15 protein-coding genes are annotated in these 21,086 nt (G+C 64.7%); 3 read left to right on the top strand and 12 right to left on the bottom strand.

The annotated features are described in order from the left end of the window. The first annotated feature begins 404 nt into the window (after positions 1 to 404). The 3 genes from mutA to meaB are packed head-to-tail and all read left to right on the top strand — an operon-like array spanning position 405 to position 5,586. Positions 405 to 2,300, top strand: a complete 1,896-nt coding sequence (gene mutA, locus ACFWAD_RS12650) for a methylmalonyl-CoA mutase small subunit (RefSeq protein WP_378544230.1) — start codon at positions 405 to 407, stop codon at positions 2,298 to 2,300. Beyond that, positions 2,297 to 4,549 carry a methylmalonyl-CoA mutase gene (gene scpA, locus ACFWAD_RS12645; protein WP_378544227.1) on the top strand — a complete coding sequence of 751 codons (2,253 nt, stop codon included), beginning with the start codon at positions 2,297 to 2,299 and terminating at the stop codon, positions 4,547 to 4,549. The genes mutA and scpA overlap by 4 nt, the downstream gene beginning before the upstream one ends. 17 nt (positions 4,550 to 4,566) lie before the next feature. After that, positions 4,567 to 5,586 carry a methylmalonyl Co-A mutase-associated GTPase MeaB gene (gene meaB / locus ACFWAD_RS12640; RefSeq protein ID WP_378544224.1) on the top strand — a complete coding sequence of 340 codons (1,020 nt, stop codon included), beginning with the start codon at positions 4,567 to 4,569 and terminating at the stop codon, positions 5,584 to 5,586. A 61-nt stretch (positions 5,587 to 5,647) separates the two neighbouring features. Here meaB and ACFWAD_RS12635 read toward each other — a convergent pair whose 3' ends face one another. The 12 genes from ACFWAD_RS12635 to ACFWAD_RS12580 all read right to left on the bottom strand — a co-directional run bounded on the left by ACFWAD_RS12635 (position 5,648) and on the right by ACFWAD_RS12580 (position 20,878). After that, positions 5,648 to 6,595, bottom strand: a complete 948-nt coding sequence (locus ACFWAD_RS12635) for a sulfite exporter TauE/SafE family protein (RefSeq protein ID WP_378544221.1) — start codon at positions 6,593 to 6,595, stop codon at positions 5,648 to 5,650. Between the two features lie 233 nt (positions 6,596 to 6,828). After that, positions 6,829 to 7,863: a nucleoside hydrolase gene (locus ACFWAD_RS12630; RefSeq protein ID WP_378544218.1), complete on the bottom strand. Its 1,035-nt coding sequence runs from the start codon at positions 7,861 to 7,863 to the stop codon at positions 6,829 to 6,831. Further along, the gene (locus ACFWAD_RS12625; RefSeq protein ID WP_230815609.1) at positions 7,856 to 8,332 is read right to left on the bottom strand and encodes an OsmC family protein; all 477 of its coding nucleotides are present in this window, start codon (positions 8,330 to 8,332) and stop codon (positions 7,856 to 7,858) included. The genes ACFWAD_RS12630 and ACFWAD_RS12625 overlap by 8 nt, the downstream gene beginning before the upstream one ends. Positions 8,333 to 8,363: 31 nt before the next feature. After that, positions 8,364 to 9,665 (bottom strand): CoA transferase, encoded by a 1,302-nt coding sequence (locus ACFWAD_RS12620; RefSeq protein WP_378544215.1) that lies wholly within the window; start codon positions 9,663 to 9,665, stop codon positions 8,364 to 8,366. A 19-nt stretch (positions 9,666 to 9,684) separates the two neighbouring features. Continuing rightward, a complete protein-coding gene (locus tag ACFWAD_RS12615; protein ID WP_378544212.1) occupies positions 9,685 to 10,560 on the bottom strand; it encodes a 3-methyladenine DNA glycosylase in 876 nt (291 codons plus the stop codon). Positions 10,561 to 10,563: 3 nt separating this feature from the next. Further along, positions 10,564 to 11,652: a hemolysin family protein gene (locus ACFWAD_RS12610; RefSeq protein ID WP_214886613.1), complete on the bottom strand. Its 1,089-nt coding sequence runs from the start codon at positions 11,650 to 11,652 to the stop codon at positions 10,564 to 10,566. Then, positions 11,645 to 13,027, bottom strand: coding sequence for a hemolysin family protein (locus ACFWAD_RS12605; protein ID WP_378445995.1), 1,383 nt, complete (start codon positions 13,025 to 13,027; stop codon positions 11,645 to 11,647). Before ACFWAD_RS12605 ends, ACFWAD_RS12610 begins: the two co-directional genes overlap by 8 nt. A 311-nt stretch (positions 13,028 to 13,338) precedes the next feature. Beyond that, the gene (locus tag ACFWAD_RS12600; RefSeq protein WP_378544208.1) at positions 13,339 to 14,775 is read right to left on the bottom strand and encodes a GuaB1 family IMP dehydrogenase-related protein; all 1,437 of its coding nucleotides are present in this window, start codon (positions 14,773 to 14,775) and stop codon (positions 13,339 to 13,341) included. A gap of 3 nt (positions 14,776 to 14,778) precedes the next feature. Further along, positions 14,779 to 15,660 (bottom strand): DMT family transporter, encoded by an 882-nt coding sequence (locus tag ACFWAD_RS12595; RefSeq protein ID WP_378544205.1) that lies wholly within the window; start codon positions 15,658 to 15,660, stop codon positions 14,779 to 14,781. Between the two features lie 4 nt (positions 15,661 to 15,664). Beyond that, positions 15,665 to 17,167: a DEAD/DEAH box helicase gene (locus ACFWAD_RS12590; RefSeq protein WP_378544202.1), complete on the bottom strand. Its 1,503-nt coding sequence runs from the start codon at positions 17,165 to 17,167 to the stop codon at positions 15,665 to 15,667. 62 nt (positions 17,168 to 17,229) lie between these two features. Further along, positions 17,230 to 18,687 carry an NADP-dependent phosphogluconate dehydrogenase gene (gene gndA, locus ACFWAD_RS12585; RefSeq protein WP_378445999.1) on the bottom strand — a complete coding sequence of 486 codons (1,458 nt, stop codon included), beginning with the start codon at positions 18,685 to 18,687 and terminating at the stop codon, positions 17,230 to 17,232. 217 nt (positions 18,688 to 18,904) lie between these two features. Beyond that, a complete protein-coding gene (locus tag ACFWAD_RS12580) occupies positions 18,905 to 20,878 on the bottom strand; it encodes a DEAD/DEAH box helicase (protein WP_378544199.1) in 1,974 nt (657 codons plus the stop codon). Positions 20,879 to 21,086 lie beyond the last annotated feature (208 nt).

Genomic DNA, 21,086 nt, shown 5'->3' with positions numbered 1-21,086 from the left:
CCGAGACGCTCGCGCGCTGGGAACGGTGTGCCGAAGACCATCCCGAATGCTGGTAATTCACGTGCTCCAGGCGACAATGAAAGCTGTGCTGTGACGAAAACCACTACGCTTTCCAGGTGGTCCACACCTGCAGTCCCGGCCAGTGAAACGAACTCGCGAGTAACTCACATACATGCTGAACAATCGCTAGGTAAGGACCAGTTGCAGGTGTCCGAATCACTGAACACGCACGCCGGCGGACCGGTCGGGAAGTGGTCGTGAACCGCGTCGTGAACGGCACTGTGAAGAACCTGACGTGATCCTCACGATATCTGAGCTCAGACGCGGGTTAGCATCACAGAACTAACGAACAATTCCGATTATCGGTAAAGCGCTCACGCTAAAAATGAGAGGGAGCGGACACAGTGTCATTAGCTTCAGAAGCCGAGGCTGTCGAGCAGGCATACGCGGAGTGGCAGCGCTCCGTAGCCGGTGTGCTCGCCAAGTCCCGCAGAGTCGATGCGGCAGAACTGGGCCCCGAGCCTCAGAAACTGCTTGAAACCGTCACCTACGACGGAGTCACTGTCGCACCGCTTTACAGCCCCCGCGACGAACGCCCCGAGCAGACCCTGCCGGGCACGTTCCCGTACGTGCGGGGTGTCGATGCTCACCGTGACGTCAATGCAGGCTGGTTGGTCTCCGCTGCATTCGGAACCTCCTCCGCAGCCGAGACGAATCGCAGCGTCCTGGACGCCCTCGAAAACGGCGTCAGCGCACTCTGGTTGAAGGTGGGCGGGGACGGCGTTCCGGTCACCGACCTCGCCGCTGCGCTCGAGGGCGTGCTTCTCGATCTCGCGCCGCTGACGCTCGACGCAGGCGCGGAGGCCGGCGATGGCGTCCGCGCACTCTTCTCACTCCTCGACGCGCGTGCCGAAGCCGGTGACGGCGTCAGCGATCGCGCCGGTATCCGCATCCACCTCGGTGCTGCTCCGCTGACCAGTTCGTTTTCCGGCTCAGCCGACGTCGAACTTGCCGACGCCGTCGAGTTGGCCGCCCTCGCTGCAGCTCGCGCGGAAACCGTGCACGCGATCACCGTCGACGGCACGGCGTTCCACAACGCCGGTGCCGGGGATGCCGAAGAACTCGGAGCCGCGATTGCCGCAGGCCTCGAATACCTCCGCGCACTCACCGCCGAGAGCGGCCTGAGTATCGGTGCTGCGTTGTCGCAGTTGGCTTTCCGCTACTCGGCAACCGACGATCAGTTCCAGACCATCGCGAAGTTCCGTGCCGCACGTCTCGTGTGGGCACGTATCGCCCAGGTCTGCGGAGCTTCCGATTTCGGTGGAGCACCCCAGCATGCGGTCACCTCCGCCGCGATGATGGCTCAGCGTGATCCCTGGGTGAACATGCTGCGCACCACCCTCGCCGCATTCGGCGCCGGTGTCGGCGGAGCAGACGCGGTGACGGTTCTTCCGTTCGACGTCGCGCTTGCCGACGGCACCCTCGGCGTCAGCAAGTCGTTCTCCTCACGCATCGCCCGAAACACACAGCTGCTCCTGCTCGAAGAGTCGCACCTGGGCCGTGTCCTCGATCCTTCGGCCGGATCCTGGTACGTCGAAGACCTGACACAGCAGATCGCCGCCACCGCGTGGGAGTTCTTCCAGGAAATCGAAGCGGCCGGCGGATATCTTGCCGCACTCGAAGCGGGAATCGTCTCCGATCGCATCGCGGCCACCAAGGCCAAGCGCGACTCCGACATCGCACACCGCAAGACCACGGTCACCGGTGTCAACGAGTTCCCGAACCTCGGTGAAACACCGCTGTCCGCCGAAGCAGTCGAGCCGGGCCAGGCCGTCGCCCGCTACGCAGCTGCGTTCGAAGCGCTTCGCGACCGTTCGGATGCGTTCCTCGCCGCCGGCGGCGCCCGTCCCACTGCGCTTCTCGCGCCGCTGGGCTCGGTTGCAGAACACAACGTGCGCACCACGTTTGCGTCCAACCTGCTCGCTTCGGGTGGTATCGACGCAGTCAACCCCGGCCCGCTCGAGGTAGGCGCCGAGGCCATTTCCGCAGCCGTCAAGGCATCCGGCGCCACCGTCGCCGTGCTGTGCGGCACGGACAAGCGTTACGGCGAGAGTGCCGCAGCGGCCGTCGCCGAACTTCGCGCCGCTGGTATCACCAAGGTGCTGCTGGCCGGCCCGGAAAAGGCAGTCGCCGACGCGACCGGCGATTCTCGCCCGGACGGATTCCTCACCGCCCGCATCGACGCAGTGTCGGCTCTGACCGAACTGCTCGACTTCATCGAGACGGGAAGCTCCAAGTGACGACACGAGAGGTCAAGCACGTGATCGGCAGTTTCGCCGAGGTCCCACTCGAGGACCCGCAGTCTCCGGCACCCACACCGCCGTCGGTCGAGCAGGCCCAGGCGCTCATCGAAGAGGGCGCCAACGCCAACAACTACGCCGCCGAGCAGGTTGTCTGGTCCACGCCGGAAGGCATCGACGTCAAGCCGGTGTACACCGGTGCGGACCGCACGGCCGCTGCCGAATCCGGATACCCGCTCGACAGCTTCCCAGGTGCTGCTCCGTTCCTGCGTGGTCCGTACCCGACCATGTACGTGAACCAGCCGTGGACCATTCGTCAGTACGCCGGCTTCTCCACTGCCGCCGAGTCGAATGCGTTCTACCGACGTAACCTTGCGGCCGGTCAGAAGGGCCTCTCGGTCGCCTTCGACCTCGCTACACACCGCGGCTACGACTCCGACCACCCGCGTGTGGCCGGCGACGTCGGAATGGCCGGTGTCGCAATCGATTCCATCCTCGACATGCGTCAGCTCTTCGACGGGATCGACCTCTCGCAGGTGTCGGTTTCGATGACGATGAACGGTGCCGTGCTGCCGATCCTCGCGCTGTACGTCGCAGCGGCAGGCGAGCAGGGTGTCACTCCGGACAAGCTGGCCGGAACGATCCAGAACGACATCCTCAAAGAGTTCATGGTTCGTAACACCTACATCTATCCGCCCAAGCCCTCGATGCGGATCATCTCGGACATTTTCGCGTACTCCAGCGCGGAAATGCCGAAGTACAACTCCATCTCCATCTCGGGCTACCACATCCAGGAAGCCGGAGCGACGGCCGATCTGGAACTGGCATACACCCTCGCCGACGGCGTCGAGTACATCCGCGCCGGCCTCGACGCCGGGATGGACATCGACAAGTTCGCGCCTCGCCTGTCCTTCTTCTGGGCCATCGGTATGAACTTCTTCATGGAGGTCGCCAAGCTCCGCGCCGGACGCCTCCTGTGGGCCGAGCTGGTTGCCAAGTTCGACCCCAAGAGCGCCAAGTCCTTGTCGCTGCGTACCCACTCGCAGACCTCGGGCTGGTCGCTGACCGCTCAGGACGTCTTCAACAACGTTCCGCGTACCTGCGTCGAAGCCATGGCAGCCACGCAGGGACACACCCAGTCGCTGCACACCAACGCTCTCGACGAAGCCATCGCTCTCCCGACGGACTTCTCGGCGCGAATTGCCCGCAATACCCAGTTGCTGCTGCAGCAGGAGTCCGGCACCGTTCGCCCGATCGACCCGTGGGGCGGCTCGTACTACGTCGAATGGCTCACCAACGAGCTCGCCAACCGGGCACGTAAGCACATCGAAGAGGTCGAGGAAGCCGGCGGAATGGCTCAGGCTATCAACGAGGGCATCCCGAAGCTGCGCATCGAGGAAGCTGCCGCCCGCACCCAGGCACGCATCGACTCCGGTCGTCAGCCGTTGGTCGGCGTCAACAAATACGTTCCCGACGAGGTCGACACCATCGAAGTTCTCAAGGTCGAGAACTCCAAGGTGCGTAAGGAACAGCTCGAGAAGTTGGTTCGTCTTCGCGCAGAACGTGATCCGGTAGCCGTCGAGGCTGCGCTCGCCGACCTCACTCGCGCAGCAGCGTCCACCGAAGGCGGCATGGAGAACAACCTCCTCGCCCTCGCTGTCGTCGCCGCCCGCGCCATGGCCACCGTCGGCGAGATTTCCGACGCCCTCGAAAAGGTGTACGGACGCCACCAGGCGGAGATCCGCACCATCAGTGGTGTGTACCGCGACGAGGCAGGATCGGTGAGCAACATCAGCAAGGCGATGGAATTGGTCGAGAAGTTCGCCGAGGACGAGGGACGTCGTCCCCGCATCCTCGTCGCGAAGATGGGCCAGGACGGTCACGACCGTGGCCAGAAGGTCATCTCCACGGCATTTGCCGACATCGGATTCGACGTCGACGTCGGACCGCTGTTCCAGACCCCCGAAGAGGTCGCCAACCAGGCGGCCGACAACGACGTCCACGTAGTCGGTGTGTCGTCGTTGGCAGCCGGTCACCTGACCTTGGTGCCGGCGCTGCGGGAAGCTCTGGCTGCGGCCGGTCGTCCCGACATCATGATCGTCGTCGGCGGCGTCATTCCGCCCGGTGACTTCGACGAACTCTACGAGGCCGGCGCTGCTGCCATCTTCCCGCCCGGAACCGTCATCGCCGACGCCGCCAGCGGATTGTTGGAGAAGCTCTCCGCCCAACTGGGTCACGACAACAGCTGAGAAGGGGGTCACTGAAGATGGCACGTCAGCCCATCGACACGCCGTCGCCAGCGGCAAGGCCATCAGTTGATTCTCTCGCCGAGGCGGTACGTGGAAATCAGCGTGCCGGCCTCGCTCGGGCGATCACCCTCGTCGAGTCCACTCGCGACGACCACCGGGCTCTAGCACAGCAGCTTCTGCTGAAGTTGCTGCCCGAGGCCGGGGGAGCACACCGAATCGGCATCACCGGCGTTCCCGGCGTCGGAAAGTCGACGTTCATCGATGCGCTCGGAATGTACTTGCTGGAGAAGGGGCATCGGGTTGCGGTGTTGGCGGTCGATCCGTCGTCCACCCGCACCGGTGGCTCCATCCTCGGCGACAAGACGCGCATGGCTCGCCTCACGGTCGAGAAGAACGCATACATTCGTCCGTCACCGACGTCCGGCACCCTCGGCGGTGTTGCAAAGGCAACCCGCGAGACCATCGTGCTTCTCGAGGCTGCCGGTTTCGACGTCATCCTCGTGGAAACGGTGGGCGTCGGGCAGTCCGAGGTCACCGTCGCGAACATGGTGGACTGCTTCACGTTCTTGACCCTCGCTCGTACGGGCGATCAGCTGCAGGGGATCAAGAAGGGTGTACTCGAACTCGCGGATCTGGTCGCGGTCAACAAGGCCGACGGCAAGCACGAGCGCGAGGCGAAAGGCGCAGCCCGCGAACTGGCCGGAGCGCTGCGCCTGATCTACCCGCACGACGCCATCTGGAAGCCGCCCGTCATCACGATGAGCGGCCTCGAAGGTGTCGGTCTGGACGAGTTCTGGGGAACTGTCACCAAGCACCGTGAGGTGCTCACCGAAGCGGGACAGTTCGAGGAGAAGCGTCGACAGCAGCAGGTCGACTGGACCTGGACGATGGTCAACGATCAGCTGCTGCGCAGACTCTCCAGCAACGATCGGGTGCGTGCGATCCGGGCCGACGTCGAGCAGAGCGTGCGCGACGGTTCGCTGACAGCGGCGTTGGCTGCGGGGCGGATTCTCGACGCGTTCGACGGAAGCAACTAAAGCGAAAGCAGGAAATCCCGGGTATCCGAGCTCGGATACCCGGGATTTCTTCTGTGACGAGTTATCGTTCGCGCTTGGCTGCAGGCTCGGTGAGTTCGGTCTCGACCGCGAGTTCGACTCCCGTGAGGTCGCCTTCTGCTTCGGCTGGGGTGAGCGTGGACCGCTTCCACGCGTAGAACAGCAACGCTGCCCAGGCGGCGATGATGGTGAGGTATCCGGCCACCGTGACCGCTCCGGTGATGTCGAAGGATTTGAACAGCTTCTGCGCGTTGGTCAACACGATCACGCCGCCCACTGCCGTTCCGAGCAAGGTTGCAGGTACGCGGCTGACCAGCCACGCCGCGAACGGGGCCGCGATGACACCACCGAGCGCGAGACCGGCGACAACGAGGAGGTTTCCCGCCGACTCACGTCCCAATCCGACAAGGAATCCCAGCGACGCGGCTGACGCGACCAGAAACTCCGAGGCGCTGACCGAGCCGATCACCGTGCGCGGTGCGGTCTTGCCGCGGGAGAGCAGTGTGCTGGTGGTGATCGGGCCCCAACCGCCGCCGCCGGATGCGTCGATGAAACCACCGAACAGGCCGAGCGGGGACAGGAAGCGAGCGGTATGCGGGGTGGTGCGAGCATTCGCGACGGCCGGTGGACGGACCGAAAAGCGAAGTGCCACATAGACACCGATTGCCAGCAGAATTGTCGCCGTGATGGGGACTGCCGCTTCGGTCGACAGACCCGAGAGAACGGTGGCACCGATGAATGCACCGACAGCGCCGGGCACGCCCAGCTTGGCGACCAGCTTCCAGTCGATGTTCTTGAACTTCCAATGCGACACCCCTGAAGCGAGGGTGGTGCCGACCTCGGCCAGGTGAACCGCGGCGCTCGCCTGAGCCGGACCGAGGCCACCGATCATCAGCAGGGTCGTTGCGGTGACACCGAAGGCCATGCCGAGGGCGCCGTCGACGAGCTGGGCGCCGACGCCGACAAGGGTGAACAAAAGAAGGTTGAACATGAGAAGACAGACTCCGAGCGAAGAAGCGACAAAGTCAGGGGTGCAGGCAGCGAGAAATCGCCGCTCAGCAACACGCCTGATCGAAGCATGCGCTACGACGAGTGGGCCAGAACGCCATCAATCCGAGCGCAAATGCCGGGGAGGCATCGTGGCTGGAAATCTGCACGTCAAGGTCCTTCGGTTCTCGTTCGTTGGTGTTCTGTCCATGCGAGCATAGCCGGTGCCGCGCTCGATCAACCCACGGCGCGGGCGTAATTTCCCACTCGGTGGACAAGTCGATCGAAGAATTCCGCCGGATCGGTGCTGACGGCGATGTCCGCGTTTGGTTCGCGTTTCCAGTGTCCGACCCAGTCCGCGACGGTGGTTCCGATCAAGAGTGGGCTTTCGGTTTCGACGTCTACCGTTGCCGGTTTCAGGGTCGCCAGGGTCGGGTCGAGCGCGACGGCAGCCGCAAAGGGATCGTGCATGTGAGCAAGAAAGCCCTGGTCGTACTCGCGATGGAACTCCATGTAGAACCGGATCGCGTCGGACATGTGCCGGATCACGCTGTTGGAGGCGGAGCTGCGGACATCGGGGCCGTCGTCAGGAGAGATGATCTCTTCCGGGGTGCTCCCGGCAGCGTCGGCGAGTCGACGCACATGTTCGGGGAACATCTCGATGGATTCGGTGACGTTGAGGCCGCAGATGATCGGACGTCGGTGCGCGGGTACTGCGGAGAACGCGTCGAACACTTCCTTGGCGGCGTGCGGATCGACCGAGACGTTCCACTCCGCAGTCGGCGTCGTGTTGCCCGGATAGTTGAACGACCCACCCATCACGACCAGTCGTTTCAGTAGAGAGGGAAGGTCGGGTTCGCGTCTGATCGCCAGGGCCAGATTGGTGAGCGGTCCCGTCACCAACCCCGTGAGTTGTCCGGGGTACTCACGGACGAGATCCACCCAGAGGTCGGTGGCGGTGCGAACCGAGAGCTCACGACCCGAATCGGGGAGCACGGCATGCCCGATTCCTTGCGGACCGTGAGTCTCCTCGGTGGTGCGCAGCGGGATGACCAGGGGCGCGCGGGCACCGAGTGCAACCTCGATGTCCGGGGCGCCGCAGAGCGCAAGCCAGTTCAAGTTGTTGGCCGCGACCTGTTCCACGGGAACATTGCCGGCGGTACTCGCGATCCCCAGAATCTCGGCCTCGGCGCTGGCGAGTAGATAGAGCAGTGCCAGCGAGTCGTCGATACCGGTGTCGACGTCGACAATGAGCTTGTGGACATCACTCATCGGTGGCCACCAGGATCGTCGGGGAATGCAGGACCGGGAAGTTCACCGAACGAGCGATGAAGCACTTCGTGTGTGCCGGGCCGTGAAGATCCTCGGCCGTCTCGACCATCGACGCGTCGGCGACCAACACCGTCGGATTCAACGTCACTTCGATGAACTGGCCGCCGCCATCGGATTCCTCGATCATGCTGCCGACCGGCTGATCGCTGTAGTCGAGAACGACGACCCCTGCGGCCGCTGCCAGGCCGAGGTACCAGAGCATGTGGCACTGGGCGAGCGAGGCAACGAGCAGTTCCTCGGGATTCCACCGCTGCGCGTCACCGCGGAACGAGGGATCGGAGCTGCCGAGAAGCTCCGGCTTCCCGACCGCGGATATTGCGTGATTGCGCGAATATGCCTGTGTGCTGGACGTTCCGGATCCCAGATCGCCCGTCCACTGCAGGTCGAGTGTGTAGGTATGTGACTTCACAGGTCCATCTTGCCCTGAATGTGCCGGTCCCTCAGTGTGCCCACTCCGCCGGATCCGATCCCCACGAATGTGCCGGTGAAGGGTAGTCCTCGAACTCTGCCAACGCGGGTCGTGCGGTGGTCACGTCGCCGTGGTTGACAACAGCACCGAAGCCGGGGGCCGTCGGCAGGCCGGGGTGGAGGGTCCGCCCAGGCGCGTCCAGAAGACGGGCGCAGGTACCTGCCAGCGACACGTCGACAGCGCGGCCACGGCCGTCGTGCGAGCGCATGGTCAACGCGTCGAGGATCCCTGCTGCAAGGAAGTACCCGCTTGCGTGGTCGAGTGCCTGTGCGGGAAGGGCGCCGGGTTTCTCTCCCCCCTCGAGGAACGAGATACCGGACGCGGCCTGCACGATGCTGTCGAAGCCGCGCCGATCCGCCCACGGACCTTCCCAACCCCATGCGCTGACACGCCCGTGAATCAGGTGCGCGGGAAGATCTTGCCCGATGAGCGCTTCGAGTGCACCCGGCCGGTAGCCGGTGACCAGCACGTCGGCTGTTTCGAGGAGTTCGCGGAACGCTGTCGCACCCTCCGAGGATTTCAGGTCGAGAAGCGCCGAGCGCTTGCCCTGGCCACTGTCGAGGTGCTGCCATCCGATTTCAGGGATCGCCGGGGGATCGATCCGTAGAACTTCGGCACCGACCAGTGCGAGGGCGCGGGTCGCGACCGGGCCGGCGATGACGCGGGTCAGGTCGAGAACACGTGGGCGCGTGGGGAGTGCGCGGGGTTCCCCCATCTCGCGTGCTCGGATGGATACCAGGGGCGCAGACCTCGCGGCTGCACACTGCTCACTCAGGCGCCACTCGGTCTCGGTACGCACGCGAACCGCGATGGCACCGATCTCGGCGGCTTGCTGTTCGATCTCGATAGCAGAGAGTTCGGATATACGTTGCGCCACTGCCTCTTTGGGCGACCCAGGTTCGAGTTCCAGAATGGTGAGCAGTCGGTCGCGATGGTGCGGATAGTTGCCGTGCGTGCGGACCCAACCGTCACGGGCGGCGAAGAATCCCGAGTACTCGGAAAACCCGTTGATCGGTTCGCCTCCGGTGCGGAACAGGCGATCGCTCGAGAAGGACGCGGCGATACGCTCGGGATTCAGCGTCCAGTGCCCGGCCGCTCGATCAATCGCAGAGGCGAACGCCCCAACCGAACCCGCAGCGAGGTCGAACACCGGCAAGTGGGCCGCGAGAAAGCCCGCCGAGTCCGGGCATTCGATGTGCCCGCGCCGGTCCTCGGTATGCACTCCGACGTCGCGTTGGTATTCGTCGAGATAGAACCCGTACCCGTGATCCATACGACGCCTTTCGGGCAGTTCAGTGGTCGAGAAGCTCCCGACACTTCTTTGCCAGCGTATCGCGGAGCGGCGCAGCACGATCCGCCAAGTGCTGTTGCTGGCGCACGTATTCGGCGCGTCCGGCGGGGGTTTCGATGCGAATGGGGGAGTACCCGTACTCGGCGAGGTCGTAGGGGCTCGCGCGCATGTCGAGTTCGCGGGCCAGGAGCGCGTGTTCGAAGCACCGCATCACCAGATCCGAATCGACGAGCGGCAACAACTTGAAAGACCACTTGTACAGGTCCATACCGGCGTGCAGGCAGCCCGGCTGCTCGTGGTCCGCCTGAGTCTCCCGGGCAAGGGGGAGCGAATTCTTGGGGGCCGCGTCCGGCGTGAAGAACCGGAACGCGTCGTAGTGCGTGCATTTGAGCGGCAAGGATTCGACGACCGCGTCTGTACCCGCGAATCCGAGCCGCAGCGGCACGGATTGATGCCGGATCGCATCCTCGCCGCCGCGATAGACCATCGCCCATTCGTGGAGACCGAAGCAGCCGAGCACAGCGGGGCGCGCAGACGTCTGGTTCAACAGATTCCACACGAATTCGACAGTGTGACGACGCCGCTCGAGCACTGAATCGTCGACTGTCGCGGTACCCGAATCGACACGGTAGCCGGAGAAGGCTGCGTACTCACCGGCATCCTCGAGCGCGACTCCGTAGCCGGGGTGCCAGCGCCGCAATTGAGCGGGCTTGAAGTTGTAGTACGTGAAGAGGAAGTCGTGCACCGGGTGCGAGATACCGGCGCTACGACGCGCTCGGTGCGGCTCGACGAGCTTCTCCACCTCCTCGAGGTGAAGTGCCCGCCGAGCCGTCCACTCGCTCTGCGCGAGTGCGAGTGAGTGCACCGAACGTGTCATCGATCAGCTGTTTCGTTGTCCGGGAACAGCATCCGTGCCGCGGTGCGTGCCGTCGCGAACCGTGCCGACGTACTCCTCGAGGAGATCCTCGAGCGCGACGATACCGATCACAACTCCGTCAGCGTCGGCGACTGCACCGAGGTGCGAGCTGGCCCGACGGAGGCCGGCCAACGCTTCGGCCAGCGGCGTGCTGAGCGGAACGATGGGCAGCGGGCGGATATCCGACGTCGGAACGACGGTGTCCGGTCCGGCAGCTTCGTCCAGAACCTCGTCGAGCACGTCCTTGAGGTGCACGTACCCAGCCAGGGATCCGTCGCTCGCCCGCACCGGGTAACGCGAGTATCCGGTCTCGATGACCGCACGCTCGATCTCACCCAGTGTCGTTCCCGACGGTGTGAGGGGAATGGTCCGAACCTTGTCGAGGGTGATCAGAACCTCGGACACCGTGCGATCGGTCGATTCGAGAGCCTGCTTCAGCCGCCGGTGTTCTTCGGCGTCGATCAGACCTTCGGATCGCGATTCACCGATCATCGCGGACAACTCCACGGCAGAGACCGTGACGTCGAGTTCGTCCTTCGGTTCGACGCGCAGGAGCTTCAGCACGCCGTTTGCGCACAGGTTGTAGAACGCGATGATCGGGCGAGCGATCTTGATGAAGGCCAGATGCACGGGAACGAGCAGCATGGCCGTCTTCTCGGGGCCGGCCAACGCGATGTTCTTCGGAACCATCTCGCCGAGCAGGATGTGCAGTACGACGACGAGCGAGAGCGCGATCGCGAACGAGATCGGGTGCAGCAGTCCGTCAGGCAGGCCGACGGCTTCCATCGGCACCTCGAGGAGGTGCGCAATGGCAGGTTCGGCGACCTTACCCAGGAGGATCGAGCAGATCGTGATACCCAGCTGAGCCGCCGCGAGCATCAGCGACAGGTTCTCACCGGCCTTGATGACTGTGAGTGCCCGCTTCTTGCCTTGCGCGACCAGTGCCTCGAGACGATCACGGCGAGCGGAGATCAGCGCGAATTCCGCGCCGACAAAGAATGCGTTGCTCGCGAGCAATACGACGGTCAGGAGAACGCCGAAGAGGTTATTCATCGTCGGACTCCTTCTTGTCGTGGTCGGCGGATTCGGGTTCGACGTCCGCCGGGACCGGTGTGATGGTTACTCGGTCGATACGACGGCCGTCCATGCTGGTCACTCGGGCGATCCACTTTCCGCGGGAATCCCCGGACGAGTCCACGTCGGGCAACTCCACTTCGTCACCTTCCTCGGGGATGCGCCCCAATTCGGTGAGCACCAATCCGCCGAGGGTGTCGTAGTCGCCTTCGGGCGCGGTGTATCCGGTAGCCGAAGTGACCTCGTCGATACGCAGGAGACCGGAGCATGACCATCCGTCGCCGACGCGTTGCACGTCCAGCTCGGGCTCGTCGTGTTCGTCGCGCACATCGCCGACGATTTCCTCGATGAGGTCTTCCATCGTGACGATGCCCGCAGTTCCGCCGTATTCGTCGACGACCAGAGCGACCTGCATGCCGTCCGAGCGGATCCGCTCCATGACGGTGTCACCGTCCAGGCTCGACGGCACGACCGGAACACGTTGAGCCAGACTGTCGACTCGCGTCGTGCGCCTGCGCTCGGCGGGAACCGTGAACGCGTGCTTGATGTGTACGACGCCGACCGTGTCGTCCAGATCACCGCGAACGACCGGGAAGCGCGAGTAGCCGGTCCGCGACGCCGTCACGATCAGGTCTGCGACGGTGTCCGAGAGTTCCAGCGATTCGATCTTCACTCGCGGGGTCATCAGTTCTTCTGCCGTGCGGTCACCGAACTGCAGCGAACGGTCGACGAGCATCGCCGTGCCCTTGTCGATGGAACCGCGCTGCGCGGACGTCCGCACGAGGGATCCGAGTTCCTGCGGTGAACGCGCCGAGCGCAGTTCCTCCGCGGGTTCGATGCCCAGGCGTCGCACGATCCAGTTGGCAGTTCCGTTGAGACCGTTGATTGCCCACTTGAAGATCAGCGAGAAGCCGGCCTGCAGGCCCGCAGTTGCACGGGCGGTGGGCATCGGCTTGGAGATTGCGAGGTTCTTGGGTACGAGCTCGCCGAAGATCATCGAGAACGACGTCGCGAGTACCAGCGCCAAGATCAAAGACGTTGTCGAGGCAGCGGATTCGCTGAGTCCGACGGCCTTCGCAACCGGTGTGATGAACCGCGCCAGAACGGGCTCGGCCAGGTAACCGGTGATCAGTGTCGTGATCGTGATGCCGAGTTGGGCACCGGAGAGCTGGAACGAGAGAGTCTTGTGCGCGTGTTGAACCTGGCGCGAGCGTCGGTCGCCGTCGCGAGCGGCTTCGTCGACGGTACTGCGCTCGAGCGCGGTCAGTGAGAATTCGGCCGCCACGAAGAGGGCGGTGCCTGCAGTCAGCGCGATGAAGCCGAAGAGGCTGAGAATGGTGAAAACGATGTCCATGTGTCATCGCCACCTGAGTTGTGCACGGGGGCCGCCGGGTTTGTCTCCCGGCTCGCTAGAGGAGCCCTCCGAACCGGCGGAATCAGACGATTCCTCGGATAAAACGACGGGTGTAGCGCCGGGTAAGTGTGTGGGTGCCTCGGGCACCGGGTTCCTCTCGTCAGAGCCGAGGATTTCTCGGCTGTAGCGGGCTCGGTCGGGTCGCCGAAGGGCACCCGACCGAGTTTTGTTTTCTGGTTACGGAACCAATGATACCGGCGGGTGCCCGGGAGTAGGGACCCGAGCACCCGCCGACTGTCACGGAGCCCAGTTCACCAACCTGACGGAAGCGGCCGTCCTTCGGCGAATCCGGCAGCGGACTGAACACCGAGAACTGCCTTCTCGTGCAACTCTTCGAGGGAGCGCGCACCCGCGTACGTGCAGGTACTGCGCACGCCGGAACAGATCTGATCGATCAGGTCCTCGACTCCCGGGCGCTCGGGATCGAGACGCATCCGCGAACTGGAGATGCCCTCCTCGAACAATCCCTTACGAGCGCGATCAAAAGCCGTTTCGGTGGCTGTGCGAGCGGCAACGGCGCGCTTGGACGCCATACCGAAGCTCTCCTTGTACGCATTGCCCGCCTGATCGACCTTGAGGTCGCCGGGGGACTCGTACGTGCCGGCGAACCACGAGCCGATCATGACGTTCGACGCGCCCGCTGCGAGGGCGAGTGCGACGTCGCGGGGGTGGCGTACTCCGCCGTCGGCCCAGACGTGCTTGCCGAGCTCACGTGCCGCTGCGGCACATTCCGCGACGGCCGAGAACTGTGGGCGTCCGACGCCGGTCATCATGCGCGTCGTGCACATGGCGCCCGGCCCGACTCCGACTTTGACGATGTCCGCGCCGGCCGCGATCAGATCGCGGGTGCCCTGTGCCGACACCACGTTGCCTGCGACCAGCGGGACGCCGAGGTCGAGCGCCTTGAGAGTGGTGAGCGCATCGATCATTCTCTGCTGGTGACCGTGCGCCGTGTCGACGACGATCACGTCGGCACCGGCGTCGACGAGTGCCTTTGCCTTGGCACCCACGTCACCGTTGACACCCACCGCCGCGGCGACCCGGAGTGCGCCCCGTTCGTCGACTGCGGGATCGTAGATTCCCGCACGAATCGCACCGGTACGGGTGAGGACTCCGGCAAGAGTGCCGTCTTCGTTGACGATGACCGCCAGCGGATCATGCTTGGCTTCGAGGAGTTCGAACACCTCGCGAGGTGTAGCGGTGACCGGGGCGGTGACGAAGTCGGTGATGGCGACCGAGCGCAGACGCGTGAACCGGTCGACGTCCGCACAGGCGGCCTCGGTGACGACACCGAGCGGCTTACCGTCCTCGACGACCACGACGGCGCCGTGAGCGCGCTTGGGCAGAAGCGCCAGCGCGTCGGAGACGGCGTCGTCGGGGCTCAAGGTGACCGGCGTATCGGCGACGAGGTGGCGGCTCTTGACGAATGCCACGGTCTCGGCGACGGCTTCGGTGGGGACGTCCTGCGGAATGATGACCAGCCCGCCGCGGCGGGCAACTGTCTCGGCCATACGGCGGCCGGCCACTGCGGTCATATTGGCGACGACGACGGGAATGGTGGTTCCGGATCCGTCGGAAGAAGTGAGATCGACGTCGAACCGGGAGGTGACCTCTGTCCGGTTAGGGACGAGAAAAACGTCGTCGTAGGTCAGGTCGTATGGGGGGCGTTGCCCTTCGAGGAACTGCACGTTTCACGAGCTTACCGTCGATTCCGCCGCAGCGCCCTCGGTATCGCGTGCTTGTGAACGGGAGAGGGCGATCGTGGTCATGACCATGACGGCGACAGCGCACCCGATGAGAGCAATTCCGGGGCCGTCGACGCGCAGGCGTTCGTCCAGAACCGTCATCCCCAGGAAGATGGCCGCAATCGGCTCGCCGATCGTGAGAGCGGGCAGCGACGCCGACAACGGCCCGACCTGGAATGCGCGTTGTTGCAGGTAGACGCCGATCGCGCCCGAGGCGATCAGAGCCCACGTCTGCCAGGCCGAAATCACTCCGACGACGCCGTGTCCGAGTAGGTCGGTGACGTACTTGGTGAACGCGACCGCAACGCCGTAGAAGATGCCGGCCGCGGAGCCGAGAAGCAGTGCGCGCCAACCACCGTCGAGTTTGGACAAGCCGCCGATGGTCGCGACCACGGCGACTGCGACCGTGATCGTCAGGGGCAAAGCCCAATCGGACCACGGAGCATTGCTGTCACCCTCGGTGGGATCGCCGACCACGAGGAAGATCGCCAACGAAATCGCGAGCATGATCGCCAGTGACCACGCCGAACGGGTGATGCGGATTCCCGAGAACTTGGCCGAGAGCGGCAGCGCGAACAGCAGAGAGGTCACGATCAGCGGCTGAACTACCAACACCGAACCCAACGACAGTGCAACGGCCTGCATGACGTAGCCGCCGCCGTCGCCGATCAATCCGGCCCACCACCGAGGGCTCCGAATCAGCGACGCCACCAGCGCCTCGCCCTCGGGAACCGCCGACGCTGCCCGCTGCTGAGCGACGGACGCGCACGCGAAGAGCAGTGCGGCGACGAGTGCGCAGAGAACCGAGATCAGTGGAAGATCACCCATGTCCTCAGTGTGCGCGCTTGCCCGCCCGATTTCCGGCAGACGGCTTTCCTGCGCCCGGTGCGCCCCGCCGCGGCGTCAGGCCCTTGGAGGCCAAACGTTCCGAACGGGTCGGGACCGGGGTGCCGTCGGCCCGGATCTTCTTCACACTCTTGGGATCGGTGACGCGCCGCGAGGAGGCGGCTCGCTTGTCGCCGTCCTTTTTCATTCGGCCACCGGCAGCCGTCCGACCTGCGGTGTCGTGTTCCTGGCGTCCACGCTTTGCGGTGTGCTTGACGGCGACGGTTGTATCGGGAGCCTCGACCGGAATGCCCGTCGGCTCCATTGCTCCGGTGATTCGTGTGAGTTCCAGATCGTCGGGGCGGACCCGCACACCATGAACCTTGATGCCTGCCTGCTTGGTCAACTTCTCGACCGCGTCACGTTCTTCGTCGGTGACGATGGTGACGACGACGCCCGATTCACCGGCGCGAGCGGTTCGGCCTGCGCGGTGCAGGTAGTCCTTGGCCTCGGCCGGGGGATCGACGTGAACAACGAGGGTCACGTCGTCGACATGGATTCCGCGGGCCGCGACATCAGTGGCGACCAGGACAGGGGTTGTCCCGTCGGAGAACGACGCGAGGGTCTTGGTCCGATTGTTCTGCGTCTTGCCGCCGTGCAGGGCCCCGGCCGAGACGCCGATCAAATGCAGTTGCTGCGCAAGCCGATCCACGCCGTGCTTGGTCTTGACGAACATGATGGTCCGCCCCGCGCGCGAAGCGATATGTGCGACAACGGATCTCTTGTCGTCGCGGTCGACGAAGAGCAGGTGATGCTCCATGGTCGAGACGGTGGCAACCGGGGGAGCAGTCGAGTGCGACGCCGGATTGCGCAGGTAATCCGCGACCAGATCGTCGACCTTGCCGTCGAGGGTTGCCGAAAAGAGAAGACGCTGACCATCTTTCGGGGTCGTGTCGAGAATCTTCGCGACCTCGTCGATGAAGCCCATGTCTGCCATGTGGTCGGCTTCGTCGATAGTCGTGATCACGACGTCGTCGAGCACGACCGACTGCTGCTCGAGCAGGTCGAGTAGACGTCCGGGAGTCGCGATGAGCAGATCGACGCCCCTGGTCAAGATGTCGGCCTGGCGCTTGATCGGAACACCACCGACAGCGTTGGCCACGCGCAAGCCGATTTCGGTAGCGGCGTCGTCGAGTGCTTTGTGAATCTGGATCGCCAGTTCGCGGGTGGGAGCGAGCACCAACCCGCGAGGACGATTCCGCTTGCTCGCCCCACCCTTGAGGCGCACCAACATCGGAAGCCCGAAGGCCAAAGTCTTTCCGGAACCCGTCGCGCCACGCCCGAGCACATCCCGGCCGGCAAGGACATCGGGGATGGTGGCCGACTGAATGGGGAAGGGGGCATCGATGCCGTTCCGACGCAACGCGTGCACCATCACGGCGGGGATTCCGAGGTCGACGAACGAACGCCCTTCGGTCGAGGTGGGCGAGTCGATCGTCGATTCCTGCATTTGTCCAGGCTACCGGGTATCGGTAGACGCAGATAACCGCATCTACCGATACCCGCTGTGAATCAGGCCTCGATTTCGCTGCGGTCACCGCTCCACAGCGTGTGGAACTTGCCGGGCTTGTCGATGCGCTCGTAGGTGTGCGCGCCGAAGAAGTCGCGCTGGCCCTGTGTCAGGGCGGCCGGCAGACGCTCTGCGCGCAGACCGTCGTAGTACGACAGCGAAGACGCGAACGCCGGTACCGGAATGCCGAGCATCGTCGCGGTGGCGACCACACGGCGCCAACTGTCGATGCCCGCCTCGATGGCCTCGCGGAAGTACGGTGCCAGAATCAAGCTCGGCAGGCTCGGATCCGCGTCGAACGCGTCCTTGATGCGGTTGAGGAACTGCGCTCGGATGATGCAGCCGCCGCGCCAGATCGTTGCCAAGTCGGCAGGCTTGAGGTTCCAGTCGTACTCGGCGCTACCGGCAGCGATCTGGTCGAAGCCCTGCGCGTACGCCACGATCTTCGACGCGTACAGCGCGGCCTGGATGTCGGCGGCGAACTGCTCGGCGTCAACCGGCTTGTCGCCGAGCGAACCCGAAGCCAAGCCCTGCGCCTGGGCTGCGGCGCGCTGATTGCGGCTACCGGACAGTGCGCGAGCAAACACGGCCTCGGCGATACCGGTGACCGGCACGCCCAGATCCAGAGCGGACTTGACCGTCCAGCGGCCCGTGCCCTTCTGCTCGGCAGCGTCGACGATGACGTCGACCAACGGCTTGCCGGTCTCGGCATCGACCTGACGGAGCACCTCGGCGGTGATCTCGATCAGGTAGGACTCGAGCGTGCCCTTGTTCCACTCGGTGAAGACGTCGGCAACCTGACCGGCGTCGTAGCCCAGCGCGTCACGGAAGAGGTTGTACGCCTCACCGATGAGCTGCATGTCGGCGTACTCGATGCCGTTGTGCACCATCTTGACGAAGTGACCGCTGCCGTCGGGGCCGATGTGCGTGCAGCACGGTGTGCCGTCGACGTGAGCGGAGATCGACTCGAGAAGCGGGCCGAGAGCCTCGTACGACTCCTTCGGGCCGCCCGGCATGATCGACGGACCGTTGAGTGCGCCTTCTTCGCCGCCGGAGATACCAGCGCCGACGAAGTGCAGACCGCGGGCGCGGATCGCGGCTTCACGGCGGATCGTGTCCGTGTACAGCGAGTTACCGCCGTCGATGATGATGTCGCCGGGCTCCATGGCGTTCGCGAGCTCTTCGATGACAGCATCCGTCGGCGCGCCGGCCTTGACCATGATCAGGACGCGTCGCGGCTTCTGCAGTGCGGCAACGAACTCTTCGACGGTCTCGGTGCGCACGAAATCGCCCTCGGAACCATGCTCGGCGATCAAAGCATCGGTCTTGGCGATGCTGCGGTTGTGCAGGGCAACGGTGTGACCGTGGCGGGCGAAATTGCGGGCAATATTCGAACCCATGACAGCCAGGCCGGTGACGCCGATCTGAGCCCGGGGTGATTCGGTGCTAGTGGTTGACATGCTTACAGCTTTCCCTCTCGGTCCGCGGCTGTGAAATCCTGCGCTGTGCGCAGCCGAAAACTGTGCGGCCGCGACGCGCGTGAACATCAGACCGTGCATACAAAACACGGATGCAGATCACTTTAATTGCAGTGACCTGCATCCGTCTCGATACAGCTTCCGGCGCAGCCGGAAGGTTCTCAGTGTTCAGTTGTCGAGCCGCAGCTCAGCGCAGGTATTACCGCTGATCGCGCTTCGGGCCGTCGAATCCGTCATAGCTACGACGGTCGGTGCGGCTGCGGAAGCCGCCACCGCTGGTCGAGGCTGCACGGTTGTCGCCGCCGTCGCGGTTGCCCTGGTATCCACCGGAAGTGCGGTTGCCCTGGTATCCGGTCGAGGGGCGGCTGTCGCGATCGCCGTACGAGCGGGTGTTGTCGCGGTTGCCCTGGTAGCCACCACCGGACGAACGGTTGCCCTGGTATCCGCCGCGGCTCTCGCCGTCACGGCTTCCCTGGTATCCGCCGGAGGATCGGTTGCCCTGGTATCCGGTCGAGGGGCGGCTGTCGCGGTCTCCGTAGGACGGACGGCTGTCGCGGTTGCCCTGGTATCCACCGCTGGAGCGATCACCCTGGTAGCCACTGCCACCCGAAGAGCGGTTGCCCTGGTAGCCGCCGCGGCTCTCACCGTCACGGTTGCCCTGATATCCACCGGAAGAGCGGTTGCCCTGGTATCCGGTCGAGGGGCGGCTGTCGCGGTTGCCCTGGTATCCACCGCTGGAGCGATCACCCTGGTAGCCGCCGCGGCTCTCGCCGTCGCGGTTGCCCTGGTACCCACCCGAGGAACGGTTGCCCTGGTATCCGCCGGAAGAGCGGTTGCCCTGGTAGCCGCCGCGGCTTCCGCCACGATCACCGAAGGAACGCTCGCCACGAGAAGAGCTCTCGCGCAACGGTTCTCCGGTCGGCTTCTTGGCGCCGGTGATACGAGCCAGCTCAGCAGAACCCGGGGTGACGGCGACGGCAGCGGCATTGACGCCGGCCATTCCGGTCAGACGCTTGAACTGACGCTTCTGGTTGGGCAGCACGATTGCGACAACGGTGCCCTTCTCGCCGGCGCGAGCGGTACGACCCGCGCGGTGCAGGTAGTCCTTGTGGTCAGCCGGGGGATCGACGTGAACGACAAGGTCGATGCCGTCGACGTGGATTCCGCGCGCTGCGACGTCCGTTGCGACGAGGACCGGGGTGCGGCCGTTCTTGAAACGCTCGAGGACGCGGGTGCGCTGGTTCTGAGCCTTGCCGCCGTGAAGCGACTCGGCAGCGATGCCGACTGCGCGGAGTCGGTCGGTGATTCCCTCGCAACCGAGCTTGGTACGGGCGAACATGATCGTGCGTCCGTCGCGGGCACCGATCTCGGCGAGGACGGAATCCTTCTGGCCGCGGTCGACGAGGAGGACGTAGTGCTCCATCGTGTCGACGCTCGCGCGGCCGTCTTCGGTGGAGTGCGTGACGTGGTTGGCCAGGAACTGACGAACCAGCGACTGGACCTCACGGTCGAGGGTCGCCGAGAACAGCAGGCGCTGTCCGTCTGCGGGGGTCTCACCGAGGATCGAGCGAACCTCGGGCAGGAAGCCCATGTCCGCCATCTGGTCGGCTTCGTCGAGTGCGGTGATTTCCACCGAGTCGAGGATGCAAGTGCCCTGACGCAGGTGGTCGCCGAGACGACCCGGGGTGGCGACGAGGACGTCGACGCCGCGGCGGAGCTGATCGACCTGCTTGGCGAACGGCGTTCCACCGACAGCGGGACGAACCGTGAGTCCGAGTGCGCCGGCGTAGGAGTTGAGGGAGTCGACCACCTGGAAAGCAAGCTCACGGGTGGGGACGAGCACGAGTGCACGGGGACGCTTGGCGGCCGGGCGATCCTCGTGGCGCGAGAGGCGGGTCAGCATCGGCAGGCCGAATGCGAGGGTCTTGCCCGATCCGGTCTGTGCGCGGCCGAGAACGTTGGTTCCGGCGAGCGCGTCCGGGATGGACTGCGCCTGGATGGGGGACGGGACGGTGATGGAGTTGCGCGCTAATGCGGCAACAAGCTGCTCGGGCAGGCCGATCTCGGCGAAGGTGATACCCGGCTCGGTGGCGACTGCTTCTTCGGCAGCGGGGGTGTTGACGGTGGTGTCTTCGATGTTCTCGGAAGACGACATTTGGACAGCGTTGGTCACGCGGAAACCTCTCCGGACTACGGGCACGTCGCGGAGCGGAAGAAGCCATGCTGAAATACACGACACAGTTCGCAAAGGGACGAGCCAGGGCACATGTCACCTGGCAATCCGAACGCATACTGCGGGGAATTGGGCTGTGTGCCGTTATATGTTGACGGACCACGATGGTGGCCGAGGTCCACTCTACGCCACCGGCTAGGTCGAAGTC

Origin of the sequence: Rhodococcus sp. NPDC059969 (assembly GCF_042738325.1) — a bacterium.
Classification (GTDB): Bacteria; Actinomycetota; Actinomycetes; order Mycobacteriales; family Mycobacteriaceae; genus Rhodococcus_F.
The sequence above is the reverse complement of the archived record's forward strand: the minus strand, read 5'-3'. Positions and strand labels throughout refer to the sequence as shown.